The 16,286-nt window shown below is 44.6% G+C and carries 16 protein-coding genes; 2 read left to right on the top strand and 14 right to left on the bottom strand.

Annotated elements, in window-relative coordinates; all coding sequences use genetic code 11:
- Window positions 1-152: 152 nt before the first annotated feature.
- From PG766_RS01605 to PG766_RS01550, 12 genes are all read right to left on the bottom strand, one after another.
- A complete protein-coding gene (locus PG766_RS01605) occupies window positions 153-845 on the bottom strand; it encodes a hypothetical protein (RefSeq protein WP_118198349.1) in 693 nt (230 codons plus the stop codon).
- 131 nt (window positions 846-976) lie between these two features.
- Window positions 977-2,017 carry a GH25 family lysozyme gene (locus PG766_RS01600; protein ID WP_118198350.1) on the bottom strand — a complete coding sequence of 347 codons (1,041 nt, stop codon included), beginning with the start codon at window positions 2,015-2,017 and terminating at the stop codon, window positions 977-979.
- 13 nt (window positions 2,018-2,030) lie between these two features.
- Window positions 2,031-2,324, bottom strand: coding sequence for a phage holin family protein (locus tag PG766_RS01595; protein WP_172676441.1), 294 nt, complete (start codon window positions 2,322-2,324; stop codon window positions 2,031-2,033).
- Window positions 2,325-2,531: 207 nt separating this feature from the next.
- Entirely contained in the window at window positions 2,532-3,542 is a 1,011-nt protein-coding gene (locus PG766_RS01590; protein ID WP_008375150.1) for a GGGtGRT protein, read from the bottom strand.
- A gap of 60 nt (window positions 3,543-3,602) precedes the next feature.
- Complete coding sequence (locus PG766_RS01585; protein ID WP_022220480.1) at window positions 3,603-4,295, bottom strand: iron-sulfur cluster assembly scaffold protein; 693 nt, start codon at window positions 4,293-4,295, stop codon at window positions 3,603-3,605.
- Window positions 4,296-4,394: 99 nt separating this feature from the next.
- Window positions 4,395-5,870, bottom strand: coding sequence for a GNAT family N-acetyltransferase (locus PG766_RS01580; RefSeq protein WP_182438565.1), 1,476 nt, complete (start codon window positions 5,868-5,870; stop codon window positions 4,395-4,397).
- Window positions 5,871-5,913: 43 nt separating this feature from the next.
- Window positions 5,914-7,164, bottom strand: coding sequence for a competence/damage-inducible protein A (locus tag PG766_RS01575; RefSeq protein WP_118198352.1), 1,251 nt, complete (start codon window positions 7,162-7,164; stop codon window positions 5,914-5,916).
- A gap of 1 nt (window position 7,165) precedes the next feature.
- The gene (gene pgsA, locus PG766_RS01570) at window positions 7,166-7,708 is read right to left on the bottom strand and encodes a CDP-diacylglycerol--glycerol-3-phosphate 3-phosphatidyltransferase (RefSeq protein WP_055155589.1); all 543 of its coding nucleotides are present in this window, start codon (window positions 7,706-7,708) and stop codon (window positions 7,166-7,168) included.
- Entirely contained in the window at window positions 7,705-9,045 is a 1,341-nt protein-coding gene (rimO, locus tag PG766_RS01565) for a 30S ribosomal protein S12 methylthiotransferase RimO (protein WP_118198353.1), read from the bottom strand. Before rimO ends, pgsA begins: the two co-directional genes overlap by 4 nt.
- 118 nt (window positions 9,046-9,163) lie before the next feature.
- On the bottom strand, window positions 9,164-9,406 hold the full coding sequence (gene rpoZ, locus PG766_RS01560; protein WP_118198354.1) for a DNA-directed RNA polymerase subunit omega: 243 nt from the start codon (window positions 9,404-9,406) through the stop codon (window positions 9,164-9,166).
- Window positions 9,407-9,422: 16 nt separating this feature from the next.
- Window positions 9,423-10,046: a guanylate kinase gene (gmk, locus tag PG766_RS01555; protein ID WP_117556048.1), complete on the bottom strand. Its 624-nt coding sequence runs from the start codon at window positions 10,044-10,046 to the stop codon at window positions 9,423-9,425.
- Between the two features lie 69 nt (window positions 10,047-10,115).
- Window positions 10,116-10,994 carry a YicC/YloC family endoribonuclease gene (locus PG766_RS01550; protein WP_008375132.1) on the bottom strand — a complete coding sequence of 293 codons (879 nt, stop codon included), beginning with the start codon at window positions 10,992-10,994 and terminating at the stop codon, window positions 10,116-10,118.
- Window positions 10,995-11,190: 196 nt separating this feature from the next.
- On the opposite strand from PG766_RS01550, the gene PG766_RS01545 reads away from it, so the two are divergent.
- Window positions 11,191-12,927, top strand: a complete 1,737-nt coding sequence (locus tag PG766_RS01545; RefSeq protein ID WP_022220476.1) for an Rqc2 family fibronectin-binding protein — start codon at window positions 11,191-11,193, stop codon at window positions 12,925-12,927.
- A 175-nt stretch (window positions 12,928-13,102) separates the two neighbouring features.
- Here the strand turns inward: PG766_RS01545 and murI are convergent, their stop codons facing one another.
- Window positions 13,103-13,885, bottom strand: coding sequence for a glutamate racemase (gene murI, locus PG766_RS01540; protein WP_055155593.1), 783 nt, complete (start codon window positions 13,883-13,885; stop codon window positions 13,103-13,105).
- Window positions 13,886-14,042: 157 nt separating this feature from the next.
- Entirely contained in the window at window positions 14,043-14,573 is a 531-nt protein-coding gene (locus PG766_RS01535) for a DUF3877 family protein (protein ID WP_118198355.1), read from the bottom strand.
- A 223-nt stretch (window positions 14,574-14,796) separates the two neighbouring features.
- Here PG766_RS01535 and PG766_RS01530 point away from each other — a divergent pair, with 223 nt between their 5' ends.
- Complete coding sequence (locus PG766_RS01530; protein WP_270590345.1) at window positions 14,797-16,197, top strand: aldehyde dehydrogenase; 1,401 nt, start codon at window positions 14,797-14,799, stop codon at window positions 16,195-16,197.
- Window positions 16,198-16,286: the final 89 nt, after the last annotated feature.

Below are 16,286 nucleotides of genomic sequence, written 5' to 3'. Positions count from 1 at the left end.
ACTGCTTTTCTCCTCTTTTTCTCATCCTTGACTATAGTCTATCTCTTAAAGCTAAAGAGAACCGGAATAGATTTCTAAAGAATTTCTAAAAAAACGAAAAAGCTTTTCAGCAAAGCACTGCTGCCTTGCCAAAAAGCCCATCAGATACTTATTTAATAACCATAATAGCTAATACCACCAACTACTACAATCAAAACAAAGAAGATCACAAGTACATACGAAATAACCTGAAAAATCAGGGACGCTCTGCAGTAGTTACGCCGGTTCAGATTGCCACTATTACCAAACGCCCAGATAATATACAGAATCAGTCCCGCACATGGAATAATTCCGACAATCAGCGTCAAAAGCCATTCTCCGGTAGAAAGTGGCGATAGATCCATCTGCTTTGGCGGCATCTGATAATTGCTCTGGCTATTGTAATTGTTATTGTAGCCATTGGCATTAAAACCGGTATTATAACCACCATTCTGATACTGGTTGTCAGAGTACCCATTGGTATAAGCTCCGCTCTGATCGGTTCCGTTATAATACGAATTTCCGTTGTAAGTATTATTTTCATAAGTTCCATCCGAAGTTCCGGAATGGCAAGCGCTTCCGCCCGGTGCTGACTGTCCGTAGCCGCTTCCGTTTTCTGACTTTGGCATTTCACCGTAAGTATATGCCGGATGACTTTTTTCTTCCTGCTTTAAATTATCGTCCGCTGCCTCTTTTGGCACGCTATTGTCATTCTTTGCCTGCGGCTCTGCTTCTGTATATCCTGCATTGGGATCGGTGTAAGAAGATGTACTCTTTTCCTCCCCTTCACTATTCTCAGTTGTCTGGTCATTTAAGTTATTATCCATATCCCAAAACCTCCTGTGTATTCATTTTTTTCATCATAGCACACCAAAAAGCTGAAAACAATAGCTCTTTTTGCCAAATTACTGAATTCAAAGACCAGATTCTGAATATCAAATCTATTTCTATTAGCCGGCTATTTGATTCGCAGCCTCTGACCGACATAAATCAGATTCGGATTTTGTAGTTTGTTCAACCTTGCGATTTCCTGATAAGATGTTCCGTATATCGCTGCAATTTTCGAAAGCGTATCCCCGGATTTGACGATATGATACTTGTTTTCTTCGGCATTGACTCTGCTTTGTACTTCTTCATACCGTTTCCCCAGAACCGTTTTCCGCACTTTCCCGTTGCCATATTTCCCGGCACGCACTTCCTTTGCCAGTGTCTCTGTACTGGCACCGGAAATATAGTCGATCATCCCCTGCACTTCTCCATATCTGGTTCCAAGCCGGCTTTTCCGTTCTTCCCCATTTCCAAATTCTCCACGCATCGTCCGAAAAACCAGATCCAGCGTAGTTCCTTCCTGGTTTTCTTCCTCTTCAGAAGGTTTCTCTGGAGTTGTCTGGTTTCCTTTTCCAGCATACCGGCTCCACGCCTGCCGGTCTCCGTAGAATTTATTCAAATCCAGATTGCCATTCCATCCGCTTAATCTTCCCGAAGAACTGTACTGCCGCATCACACAGGCATATGCGCCCTCATTCCATGGATTTTCCTGGTACCCGATTGGCTCCATACTCGCGTACTGCGCTACCCACAGTCCATAGTTTCCGATATTCTGCAACCGGCTCATCATACTTTGCTGCACATAAACCACAGGATTGACGCTGGTCTTTGTTGAAATATAATTACACCAGGCTTTCACCCATTCCCGGTCATTCACACCAAATACCGGATTGGACCGCCCTTCCCAGTCCAGCACAAGCATTGCCTCCCCCACACGGCTCCCTGCATTCTTCAGAAAATATTCTGCCTCCGCCTGTATATTTCCACCAGACGCATAGTGATAAATGCCCAGGCATTTCCCTGCTGTTTTCGCCTGACGGTAGGCTCTTTCGTAATCCGGATTTACATAACCGGTTCCTTCTGTCGCCTTAATTACCACAAAATCACACGGGACAACCGCAAGATTGATCCCACTTTGCCAGTTGCTGATGTCAATTCCATTTAATGCCATACCACTTCTACTCCTACTCTTCTTTTCCTGCCTGCTTGATGATCTGATGGATGTAGGTACTCAGTCCTGCAACAACAATACCCTGCGTTACGGATGCGAAAACTGCGGTCAACACATCCTGTGCTCCTGCGAAATGTGCGGTAGATGTCACCCAGATTCCGCAGATGATAATGCCTGTCGCCCCAAGCGTGATCGGAATATATTTATCTTTGATAAATTCTGCTTGTTTAAGTGCAATTCCGAAAAAGTATAGAACTGCGGTCACAATAAGCAGTTCCGGTTTTACATAATCCATAAGTTGCTCCATTATCTGGATAGCCTGCCTTTCTTTTTTAGAACTTTAAGGAAGATTTTATATATAAACGATTCAATCAGATGTGATATTAGTATATGTGAGAAATAGGATTGGGTGTCAAAAGAAAGATTTGATATAAAATAATCGGACCGGCAGGTTCTTCTTTGATTTGTATATGCAAAGGGAGAGGCGCTACGCCTCTCCCTGTAAATAAATTTCTTAGAATTTACCAGCTTTGTGAGCTTCCTCGATACTTACAGCAACAGCGACTGTCATTCCGACCATCGGGTTGTTACCTGCACCGATAAGACCCATCATTTCTACGTGAGCCGGTACAGATGAAGATCCTGCGAACTGTGCATCAGAGTGCATACGTCCGAGTGTATCTGTCATACCGTAAGAAGCCGGTCCTGCTGCCATGTTGTCCGGGTGAAGTGTACGTCCTGTACCACCACCTGAAGCAACTGAGAAGTATTTCTTTCCTGCTTCTACGCATTCTTTCTTGTATGTACCTGCAACCGGATGCTGGAAACGTGTCGGGTTTGTAGAGTTACCTGTGATAGAAACGTCAACGCCTTCTTTCCACATGATAGCCACACCTTCACGTACATCATTTGCACCGTAGCAGTTTACTTTAGAACGGAGTCCGTCAGAGTAAGCGATTCTCTGAACTTCTTTCAGTTCTCCTGTATAATAGTCATAGTCTGTCTGAACATATGTGAATCCGTTAATTCTTGAAATGATCTTTGCAGCATCTTTTCCAAGACCGTTCAGGATAACACGAAGAGGTTTCTGACGAACTTTGTTTGCTTTTTCAGCGATACCGATTGCACCTTCAGCAGCTGCGAATGATTCATGTCCTGCAAGGAAGCAGAAACAGTCTGTTGTTTCTTCAAGAAGCATCTTTCCAAGGTTACCATGTCCCAGACCTACTTTTCTCTGATCTGCTACAGATCCCGGAATACAGAAAGCCTGAAGTCCTTCTCCGATTGCTGCTGCAGCGTCTGCTGCTCTTGTACATCCTTTTTTGATTGCGATTGCTGCACCTGTGATGTAAGCCCAGCATGCGTTTTCAAAACAGATTGGCTGAATACCTTTGATCTGGTTGTATACATCCAGTCCGGCATCCTTTGTGATCTTTTCAGCTTCTTCGAGTGAAGCAATGCCATAGCTGTTTAAAACTTCATTGATTTTATCAATTCTTCTCTCATATGATTCAAATAAAGCCATTTAATTGTCCTCCTGAAAATATTGTTGCCTATATAACCCGTTAATTACTTATGTATGTAATTAGTTTTTACGCGGATCAATGATCTTAACGGCATCAGCTACACGTCCGTACTGTCCTTTAGCTTTTTCCCAAGCTTCGTTCGGAGTATCGCCTGCTTTGACAAAGTCTGTGAATTTTCCAAGACTTACGAACTGGTATCCGATGATTTCATCATGGTCATCAAGAGCGATTCCTGTTACATAACCTTCTGCCATTTCCAGGTAACGTGGTCCTTTTGCGAGAGTTCCGTACATTGTACCAACCTGTGAACGAAGTCCTTTACCAAGGTCTTCAAGTCCTGCACCGATCGGAAGTCCTTCTTCTGAGAATGCACTCTGAGTTCTTCCGTATACGATCTGTAAGAAAAGTTCTCTCATTGCTGTATTAATTGCATCACAGACAAGGTCTGTGTTAAGTGCTTCCAAAATAGTCTTTCCTGGAAGAATTTCTGAAGCCATAGCTGCGGAATGAGTCATTCCTGAACATCCGATAGTCTCCACAAGTGCTTCCTGAATAATACCATCTTTAACATTCAAAGTGAGCTTACATGCACCCTGCTGTGGAGCACACCAGCCGACACCATGTGTAAGACCGGAAATATCTTTGATTTCTTTAGCCTTTACCCATTTTGCTTCTTCCGGAATTGGAGCTGGTCCGTGGTTTGCACCCTGAGCTACCGGACACATCATTTCTACTTCATGTGAATAAATCATGTTAAAACTCCTTTCAAATACATCTGTTTTTCTTTTATAAGGCGTTTGTGATTGTTTTAACACCATATGTATTTATTTTCGCACAATTTTCGACATTCGTCAATTGTTACTTTGTACAAGATTCCAGAACTCACTGTCTGTTTTATATTCAATTATTTCTTTCATAGTAAACGGCGCTGTGATCCATCCACTCTCCGAAGAAGATTTTTTTCCATCTCCCGGGTAATGGTAAGTAATTCCGATCTCAATTCCATCCTTATCTACAAAGAATGCATCAAAGTACCGGTTCTCCAGGATTTCCCCATTTAAAATCTGTCGGAAATCATTTAATTTCACACTGCTTAACACCTCTGCCGATGGTGCTTCACCCTTCATCTTTTTCATCCAATCGTGCATAAATGCATCGCTTAGATCCACGATATCTGCCACTTCAAACTGCTTTGCGTCAGAAATACGGATGTTGCGGGTACGGAGGTCACAATACTGTGCAGAAGTATTTCCTGCATAATAAATATCATTGAATGCTACGCTGATAAAATCTTCTCCTGCATAAGAAACCTTGTACGTTACAAGACTTCCTAAAAACGGGTTCGCTTCCTCCAACATTTTCTCTTTCATAGAATCACTCGGAGCCAGATATAAGGTATTGACCGTACTCATCGCACAGTCCTTCAGCATTTCATTGATCTTGTCAATATTTTCACCTTCCACACCTGTGATCTGCGGATATTTGACATCAAACTGCATCGGATATTCGCCTTTATTTCCATTGGAAAAATAAGTGTAATTTTCCTCCGTGATCGTATACGGCAGATTTTCTGCCTCGTAGCCTTCAATTGCCTCGATTCCCTGTGCTTCTTCAGAACTGCTGTCCTTATTATCCTCTTCATTTCCATTACTGCCAAAGATATCGTCAATTTCTCCGTCCTCATCCGGGTTATATTCAAAAATCTGTGACGAATCCTCCTGTTTTCCTTCACCACTCGCAAAATTGCTGATGATTTTTCCGAAGAGCAATCCCAGGAATATCAGAAAAATAAGTACGGTAACTGCGATCCCGATAAAAAGTCCCGTATGTTTCTTTCCATTATAAGAAGATCTTACATTTGCCGGTGATATCATCAAATCCATCGGAGCAAAACGGATCCCGTTCTTTTCCTGAACCGGTGCCAGATCCCGGAATCCCATATGGTGATAAGCTTCCGTACTCACAACCGATGCATTGACCGTCATACGCATCAGAGCAAACTGCATCGCACAGTATCTGCACATTTCACCAACAAGAGCCTTCGCAATCCCTTTTCTCCGCAAATCCGAGCGGACAAACAGAAGGGAAATATGTCCATCTCTCCGCACGGCTCCGACGCCGCCAAGATCCCGTCCTTCTACCGCGCCAAAGACGATCATCTCTCCGCTTTCGACAAGAGGCATAAAATTCTCCATCTTGATAAAACGGGAAAATTCCTCGATTCCCTGCTGTGTACAGGAATTGGCGTTTTCTCTGATAAATACATCCCATACCAGATGCAGACCTTCCACAACCTCCTGACTGCTATATAGTCTTTTTATGATCATTTTTCTGTACCTCATCTTTTCCAGAATGAACTGGTTTTCTCTCTTACGCCCTCTTTAAAAGTTCTTCCCGCAAGAGCGTGATCGCACGTGCAACCGCATAGTCCCGGTTCTTCTCACGATTGCCGGTAAAACGGTACTCTCTTACCGTTACCTCTCCATTTACCGCACATCCGATATACACAAGTCCGACCGGTTTTTCCGCTGTGCCGCCGCCAGGTCCTGCGATTCCGGTTACACTAAGTGCCGCATCCGCACCTGCCGCCTTTGCTGCGCCAAGTGCCATCTCCGCTGCTGTCTGTTCACTGACTGCCCCGTAGGTTTCCAGTGTCTCATGCTTCACACCAAGGATCTTTTCCTTCGATGCATTCGCATAAGTAATATATCCTTCATTATACACGCCGGAAGCTCCTGCCACATTCAGAAGTCTGCCGGAAAGCTTTCCTCCTGTACAGGATTCTGCCGTTGTCACAGTCATCTTCTTCTCTTCCAGAATACGGATCACCGACTCTTCCAGTGTCACATTCTCTTCGGTCGTATAAACAGCATCACCAAAACGCTTCTTCATCTCTTCGATCATCGGCTCCATCAGTTTTTCTGCCGCTTCTTCAGAGCATGCTCTTGCAGTCACACGAAAATGTACCTCTCCTGTCTTTGCATAAGGCGCAAGCGTCGGATTGGTCTGTGCATCCATCAGATCCGCAACCATGGTCTCTGCCCTGCTTTCCCCGATCCCGCACACTTTTACCATCTGGGAATAGATTCCCTCCGGCTGCTTTTTATTGAGGTACGGTGCAATGTCATGTTCAAACATCGGCTTCATCTCATTCGGAGGCCCAGGGATCAGGATCGCTGCTTTGCCGCGCTCTTTATCCTCCAGGATCAGTCCAGGTGCCGTTCCGTTCAGATTGTCGATCACGATCGCGCCTTCCGGAACCAATGCCTGCTTCCAGTTATTCTCTGTCACCTTTTTACTCTTAATCTTCTCAAAATAGTCCCGGATTCGAGTTCTGGAATGTTCATCCATATAAAGTTTTCTGCCAAATACCTTTGCGGTTACTTCTTTTGTCAGATCATCCTTGGTAGGGCCAAGTCCCCCTGTCAGAATTACGATATCAGCGCGCTCTATTGCCTGGCGGATTGCTTCTTCCATACGCTCTTCATTGTCACCGACAACAGTCTGGTGATATAAAGAACAACCTAGCAGAGCACATTTCTCTGCTAGGTATGCTGCGTTTGTATTCACAATGTTGCCAAGTAAAATTTCAGTGCCGACAGAAATCAGCTCTACAACCATTTTACATGCCTCCCTGTGTTAATACCTGTTTGTTCTTTGCAATATAATCGATCAGTGAAACGACGGTCAGGAGCAGTGCTACCCATGTAAGGACTGTACCTACAACATTCCACACACCGCCCAGATCCATGATCAGCACAATGATCAGTGCCATCTGTGATACGGTTTTGAATTTGCCCCAGTAGCTTGCCGCAATGACGATTCCATTGTCAGAAGCAACCAGACGGAATCCGCTGATGATAAATTCTCTGGCAATGATCACCAGAACAACAATGACATTCAGTCGGTTCATAGATGTCAGACAGATCAGCGCGGTACATACCAGCAGCTTGTCTGCAAGCGGATCCATAAATTTACCGAAGTTCGTTACCAGGTTGTATTTTCTTGCAATTTTTCCATCCAGCATATCCGTCAGGCTGGCAACACAGAAAATCACAAGTGCGATCCATTTGTCTGCTGCTCCGGTAATATCAAATAACATAAACACTACAAAAAACGGAATTAAAATCACTCGTAAAATCGTTAACTTATTTGGTAAATTCATAATAACTCTCCTATCAAATCATAATCTGCCGATCCGGTCACTTTTACCCTTGCAAAATCTCCCGACATCAGCTCTTCCGATGTGTTCACAAAAATAAGTCCGTCTACATTCGGCGCATCCCGGTAGGTTCTTCCCACATAGGCATTCTCATCTGCTACCTTGCCCTCGATCATCACAAGCAGCTCTTCCCCGATCCGGTCTTCTGCCTGGTCGAATACGATATCCTGCTGAAGTTCCATGAGCTCCGCCTGACGTTCCTCTTTGACTTCTTCCGGAATCTGATCCGGCATAGATGCTGCCGGAGTATCCTCTTCCGGTGAGTAGGTAAATACGCCAAGTCTGTCGAATTCCATCTGATCCACAAAATCCATCAGCTCTTCATGCTGTTCCTGTGTCTCTCCCGGGAATCCGGTGATCAAAGTCGTGCGAAGTGCGATATCCGGAATCTCACGGCGAAGCTTCTCAATGGTCTCGATGAGCTGCGCTCTGGAAGTCCGTCTTCCCATTCTCTTCAGGATACCGTCGCTTGCATGCTGGATCGGGAGATCCAGATAATGGCAGATCTTTGGTTCCTCCTTGATTACCTGAATCAGCTCATCCGTGATCTCCTCCGGATAGCAGTATAAAATACGGATCCAGCGAAGTCCACTGATCTTGCAGAGCGCTCTCAAAAGCTGTGGAAGCCTTTTCTCTCCGTACAGATCGGTTCCGTACATGGTGGTCTCCTGCGCTACCAGGATCAGTTCCTTCACCCCTCCGTCTGCCAGATTCTGCGCTTCCTCCAGCAGATGCTCCATCGGTACACTCCGGAAATCTCCACGTACCTTTGGAATAATACAGTAAGTACAGTGCTTGTCACAGCCTTCTGCGATCTTCAGATAAGCGAAATGTCCACCGGTCGTCACCATACGGTGTGTGTCTGTTACCGGGAGATAATCCACGTCCTTCATGATCAGGCGCACATCTCCGCGCTCCATCGGACTGTCGCTTAAAATTCCATCGATCACGTGTGCGATCTCTTCATAAGAAGTCGTTCCGAGAACCGCATCAACCTCCGGGATTTCCTGAATGATCTCTTCTTTGTATCTCTGTGCAAGACAGCCTGTTACGATCAGGGCTTTTAATCTGCCGGTCTTCTTCAGTTCTGCCATCTCAAGAATATTCTGGATACTCTCTTCCTTTGCGTCATGGATAAAGCAGCAGGTGTTAATGATAATGACATCTGCCATTGTCTCATCGTCCACCATCTGATGACCGTCCTTTGCAAGAATCCCAAGCATGACCTCCGAATCCACAAGGTTCTTGTCACAGCCTAATGAAATGAATAATATATTCATAAAATAAATTTCTCCTCAAGCATAATTTCTGGGCGGCAGGGGAAATCATCTTCACCGGAAAATAAAATCCCCTATCATAAGAATACCCCGCAGACAGCTGCAGGGTATCGAACTTCTTTTATTTATCTGCGTCTTCTGCAATAATTTTGATCTTTCCACTGTTCAGCTCATCAATTGCAATAGAAAGCGGTTTTTCGCCGTCCTTAACAGGAACAAGCGGCATCTCGCCGTCAATGATCTCTCTCGCTCTCTTTGCTGTTGCAAGAACGATAGAATAACGACTGTTGACAATCTTAGTTGCGCCTTCTTCCACGTCCTGATTGACTACTTTCATCAAATCGGTATATGATGGATGTAACATAAATTCTGCTCCTTTCCTACAGTTCCTTCAGTTCTTTTCTGATATCATCTATAAAGTCAGCATTCCGGCTTACCCGGTCATGCTCACCCTGAATAATGCTGTGCATCTCTTTTGCGCAGCGCTCCAGGTCATCATTGATCACAAGATAATCGTACTTCTCTACGCCCTGTGATTCTTCTACGGCCCGCTTCATTCTCGAATCGATCACTTCTGCGGTCTCGGTTCCCCGTCCTACCAGTCTGTCTTTCAGTACCTGCGCACTCGGCGGAGTCACGAACATCAGCAAGGTATCCGGATACTTCTCTTTCACTTTCAGCGCACCCTGGATCTCAATCTCAAGGATCACATCCTTGCCTGCCTCTAACTGCTCCATAACATACTGCTTCGGAGTTCCATAGTAGTTTTCTACATATCTAGCATACTCTATAAGCTCATCACGCGCAATCATTTTTTCAAATTCATCTTTGGTTTTGAAAAAATACTCTCTTCCATCTTCTTCCCCGACACGAGGCTGCCGCGTGGTTGCAGAGATCGATAATGCATAATTATCATAGTCCTGCATCAGCTTTTTCATCAGTGTTCCCTTACCGGCTCCGGAAAATCCGGATACTACAATAAGGATTCCTTTTTTTTCTCTCATAATCAGTTCTCCTGCATACTCAGACATTGAAATGTCATTTTAACACATCTTTTTACATTTTTCAAAGCTTTATTCAATATTTTGAATCTGCTCACGGACTTTTTCAATCTCAGTCTTCAGATCGATCGCATAATTGGATACTTCCAGATCATTTGCCTTGGATAAGATCGTGTTCGCCTCACGGTTCATCTCCTGCGCAATAAAATCAAGCTTGCGTCCGATTCCCTCTGTCTGTTCCAGAGTTTCCTTCATATGCTTGATATGGCTTTTCAGCCTTACCACTTCTTCATCTGTACAGATCTTGTCAGAGAAGATCACAACCTCAGCCGCAATCCGTCCTTCGTCAATCTGGGTGTCCCCAAGAAGCTCCTTCACTTTCGTTTCCAGCTTCTCCCGGTATTCAGCAACGATCTGCGGAGATCGCTCTTCAACCCTGGCAACAACTTCCAGCATTCCATCCAGTTTGCCAATGATATCCTTTTTCAGGTTCTCACCTTCTGTAGTCTTGGTCTGTACAAACTGTTCGCATGCGCCTTTCATTGCTTTTTCAAGACCACTCCACAGTTCTTCCTCATCCACAGACTGTTCTTCCATCGTAAGGACTTCCGGGCAGCGTGCAAGTGTGGATACCCGCACATCATTGTCAAGCCCAAACTGTTCTTCCATCTGCTTAAAGCTTGCCATATATTCTTCTGCCAGCTTCTGGTTATATTTCAAAGTCATCTGGCTTTCTGTCATATCTTCATATCCGATGAAAATATCAATCTTTCCTCTCTGCACATACTGCTTGAGCAAGTTGCGGATCGCGGACTCAAAGAAGTTAAGCTTTTTTGGCATGCGGATATTCACATCCAGGTAACGGTGATTAACCCCCTTCATCTCTACGGTAAATTTGCGGTCTGCTTCGGCGATCTCACACCGTCCAAAGCCTGTCATACTTTTTATCATTTGATTTTCCCTCTTCTTACTGACCTTTTAAGGGCCGTTTTACTATCGATTATTATAGTTCATTTACACTTACTCGTCAACCGGGTGACAGGGCATTTTCACTTGTCTATGCATGCCTCTCTATGCTATAATGAGCCCATTGAAAAAAGAATGTGCCCTGGCATATTCCCGGATAAATATGAGGTGAATTTTTAAAATGGCTTTTGATGGAATTACAATCGCAAATATCGTAAAAGAATTAAATGATACCATCTTGAACGGACGGATCGCCAAGATCGCACAGCCGGAAAATGATGAACTGCTTCTCACGATCAAACCTGCAAAAGGACAGGTAAGGCTGGTCATCTCCGCAAGTGCATCCCTGCCGCTGATCTATCTGTCCAGAGACAACAAACCAAGTCCGATGACTGCACCGAATTTCTGTATGCTTCTGAGAAAACATATTGCAAATGGCCGCATCGTAGGCATTTCTCAGCCTTCCCTGGAACGGATCATCCGCTTCGAGATCGAGCACCTGGATGAACTTGGAGATCTGTGCCGCAAATCCCTGATCGTTGAGATCATGGGCAAGCACAGCAATATTATTTTCTGTAATGAAAAAGGAATGATCATCGACAGTATCAAGCATGTTTCCGCGCAGATGAGTTCTGTGCGTGAGGTTCTTCCGGGAAGAGAATATTTTATCCCGGATACTATGAAAAAAGAGAATCCACTTGGCATACCGGAGGAAAATTTCACACAGGAACTTCTATCCAAACCAATGCCGGTCGGAAAAGCGATCTACAACAGTTTTACCGGAATCAGTCCGGTTGTCGCCGAAGAGATTTGCTATCTGGCAGGAATCGACTCTTCTGTTCCGGCATCGGAGATGTCCGGTGATCTGCTGGCGCATCTGTACCGGCAGTTTACCTATTTTATGGAGCAGGTGACAGAAAGCAAATTCTCTCCTGCTATTTATTACGATGGAAATGAGCCGAAAGAGTTCTCATCTCTTCTGCTCACCCACTTTTCCAACTATCAGGTAAAATCTTATGATTCGATTTCCGAAGTGATCCGGACTTATTATTCTTCCCGTGATCTGATCACCCGGATCCGCCAGAAATCTTCGGATCTGCGCCGTGTGGTTCAGACAGCACTGGAACGTAACCGCAAGAAATACGACCTGCAGTTAAAGCAGCTTCGCGATACGGAAAACCGCGATAAATACAAGGTATACGGGGAACTGATCCACACCTACGGTTACAATCTGGAAGAAGGTGCAAAAGAACTGGAAGCACTCAATTATTATACTAACGAAATGATCAAAATTCCGCTGGATCCGCAGAAAACACCACAGGAAAATGCAAAGAAATATTTTGACCGATATAATAAACAAAAACGTACTTTCGAGGCTCTTTCAGAACTGATCAAAGAAACGAAAGATGAGATTGATTATCTGGAGTCCGTCAGCAAATCCCTGGATATTGCACGAAGCGAGGATGACCTGATCCAGATCAAGGAAGAACTGATCGAAAGTGGATTTATCCGCAGAAAGCAGTCTGCCAAAAAGGTGAAGATCACAAGCAAACCGTTCCACTATATTTCTTCAGACGGTTTCCATATGTATGTTGGAAAAAATAATCTTCAGAACGAAGAACTCACCTTCCATTTTGCAAATGGCGGGGACTGGTGGTTCCATGCGAAAAAAGCACCAGGTTCCCATGTCATCGTGAAGACGAACGGGGAAGAACTTCCGGACCGGACCTTTGAAGAGGCAGCCAGACTTGCTGCGCATTACTCGAAGAATTCCGGGGCTGAAAAGGTGGAGGTTGACTATGTAGAGAAAAAGCAGGTTAAAAAACCAAATGGAAGCAAGCCTGGGTTTGTCGTGTATTATACCAATTATTCGATGATGATAGATAGTGATATTTCCGGGATTCAGGAAGTACAATAAGATAGGTTGTGACACCACCAGAGAAGAATTAAATCCACCCCATTCCAAGTTGTGTAAAGCATTCCGATGAGCCTCTTAGTGCGAGAATCGTGTTCAGCAAAGGCTTCCACGATTCTTGAGTCTCATCTCCATTGCACAAGATAGGAATGGGGTGGATTTTATTCGATATCAGTATTTACTTGATCTCATATACTTTATCTAACTGCGTCATACATGCCTGGATTTTCTTCATCCCCTCATCATCAGCAGGTTTTCCGGAGAAGTAGTAGGTGACTTTGCTGGGTTCTCCTGGGGTGGTTTGTTCGGGGAGAACTCGTTTTAGCTGGCGAAGGGTGCCTTCGTTGCCGTCTACGAAATGGATTTCTCCCGGGAAGATTTTGCGGAAGGATTGTTTGAAGTAGTTGAAGTGAGTACAGCCAAGTACGACTGCAGCATACTGGTTGAGTGTATAGCTCTGAAGGCTGTTTTTCAGATATTCATCTACTTCCGGGTCCTGGAATCTTCCGGCTTCGGCAAAGCGGACCAGTTTTGGAAGTGGCGCAAGGTCTACTTCGTGTTCGGTATCTACTTTTTCCAGAAGGCTGTGTAATTTTTCTCCGGCTATCGTAACCGGTGTTGCTGTTACCAGAATCCGTTTCTGCATATCCTGATAGAGCTTGAGCGCGCGCTTGACTGCCGGTTCCATACCGACGATCGGTACGGCAAATTCGCCTCTGAATTCTTTCGTTGCCACGCTGGTTGCCGTATTACAGGCGATTACGATTGCATCAACCTCCTTCGCGATCAGGAAATTCAGAACCTCTTCTACATATCCTTTGATCTGTTCCCTCGTCTTTTCTCCGTATGGAACATGCTTTGTATCCGCATAATATATAAATTCTGCTTCCGGCATCTTTTTCAGTGCGCGGTGAAGCACAGAAAGTCCGCCGATCCCTGAATCATATATTCCGATTTTCATTGGTGTTACCTCGATTTCTTATTTTCTTATCTGGTTTAAAGCCAAAATCTGTATCTATTTTTATTCAATTTAATGATGTGAGTGTCAAAAGTAAATTTTGCCACTCACTGATGTAACCGGATTGCTCCATTGCTATGCAATTCCCGCAATGTTCGATTTAAAAATCAAAATCTGCATAATCTTCCGGCAGGAAACGATGATAAATAATATGGCATCCTTCATCTTTAAAGCAATAATAATACTTGTCTTCTCCCTCTTCAAACCGGATCATCCGGTCAAATTCTCCATTGTCCATAGATTCTGCCACGATCTTGTCCGAATGTGAACAGAACAATGCTTCGATATCTTCCATCGTGCAGCCATGCTTTGCGACAAGCTCCACCAGCTCTTTGATAAATTCATTCGGTTTCATATTTTCATGCACATATTCCGATGCTTTTTCCGATAAAGCAAAGCAAAAACGGTCCTTTACATGTGTAATCCCGACTTCCCCGAAAATATCTTCTGCTGCTTTCGGAAAATCTGCAAGGAGCTCCTGCATCTCTTCCGCATCTGCATTCGCCTCCATAAAATGATTCAGTGAACTGAGCGGATAATAAAGCCGGATCATCTCTTTCCGATATCCGAGCTTTGCCTGCTCTTCCTTTACCAGATCGATTAAACTCTTTTCCAAACGCTCGTATCCCATATATATTAAAACTCCTGTCTTGATAAAATTATGCGAGTCTGCTGCTGCAAACAAAAATATTTTATCACATTCTTTCCATTTTCGCCACTCACACCATTGAAGAATTCCCTTATTTTCGTTATCATAAAAGAAACATACGTTATTTTCAGTATAAAAGACTCTTCAAAAATATTCTAACACCAAACACAATTCGGAAAACAGGAATCGAAACTTAAATATCCAGATACCTGGGAGGTTAAAACACATGGATGAACAGACAATCAGACAGCGGATTTCCACGCAGCGTGATTTTTTTGCAACCGGCGCAACACTTCCGCTTTCTTTTCGATTAAAACAATTAGAACAGCTAAAACTTGCACTCAAACACCATGAACAAGATCTGTACACAGCACTAAAAGCGGATCTTGGAAAAAGCCGGATGGAAAGCTATATGTGTGAAATCGGTCTGACGCTTTCCGAGCTCACCTGGATGCAAAAGCATTTACCAAAGCTGGTGCGCTGTAAAACCGTCCCTACTCCGCTGGCACAGTTTGCAGCCAAAAGTTTCCGGACGCCATCTCCATACGGAACCGTACTGATCATGAGTCCCTGGAATTACCCGGTACTCCTCACTTTAGAACCGCTGATCGATGCGCTCGCCGCCGGAAATACCGTCATTCTGAAGCCAAGCGCTTACGCTCCACACACCAGTCAGATCCTGAATCAGCTTCTCAAGGAATGTTATCCGCCGGAATATGTAACGATGATTACCGGAGGCCGGGAGGAAAATCAGGCACTCTTAAACCAGCAGTTTGATAAAATCTTCTTCACCGGAGGAAAAACGGTCGGTAAAGAAGTCCTTCGTCACGCTGCCGAATATTTGACTCCTGTCACTCTGGAACTTGGCGGAAAAAGTCCGTGTATTGTAGATTCCACAGCGAAAATTCCTCTCGCCGCAAGACGGATTGTATTCGGAAAATATCTCAACTGCGGACAGACCTGCGTTGCCCCGGATTATATCCTCTGTGATGCTTCCATTCGCGACCAACTCCTTCAGGCACTGGAAAAAGAAATCCACCGTCAGTTTGGCAAACAGCCTCTGCAAAATCCGGATTATGGGAAAATCATCAACGAAAAACATTTTCACCGGCTGCAGAATCTGATTGCCACTGATAAGCTGGTCTGCGGAGACCAGTCCGATCCGTCTGCCCTGCGCATCGCCCCGACCATCCTAAAAGATGTCACCTGGGACGATCCGGTCATGGGCGAAGAAATTTTCGGACCGATTCTTCTGGTACTTACCTATTCTGACCTAAATGATGCAATCCGGCAGGTCGAATCCCATCCCCACCCGCTTGCACTCTATCTTTTCACCGAAGATCCTGCTGCCAAAAAGAAAGTCCTTGCCAGATGCCATTTTGGCGGCGGCTGCATCAACGATACCATCATCCACCTCGCCACCAGCCAGATGCCGTTCGGCGGTGTCGGAGAAAGCGGCATGGGATGCTATCATGGAAAAGAAGGATTTGAATGCTTCACACATCAGAGAAGCATGGTCGATAAGAAAACCTGGATGGATCTGCCGATACGGTATCAGAAGTACCGGTTCTGGAAAGAAAAAATGCTGAGAGGCTTCCTGCGCTAGGATTAGCGCGGGAAGAGCTTCCCAGCAGATATAACATCAAGAACTTCCCTTCTCAAACAGACACTGATGTTCTTTGCTGTTTTTATCAT

Source organism: Coprococcus sp. LG101-27, assembly GCF_027695515.1.
GTDB lineage: Bacteria > Bacillota > Clostridia > Lachnospirales > Lachnospiraceae > Allocoprococcus > Allocoprococcus comes.
This window is presented reverse-complemented; position numbering and strand designations above follow the sequence as displayed.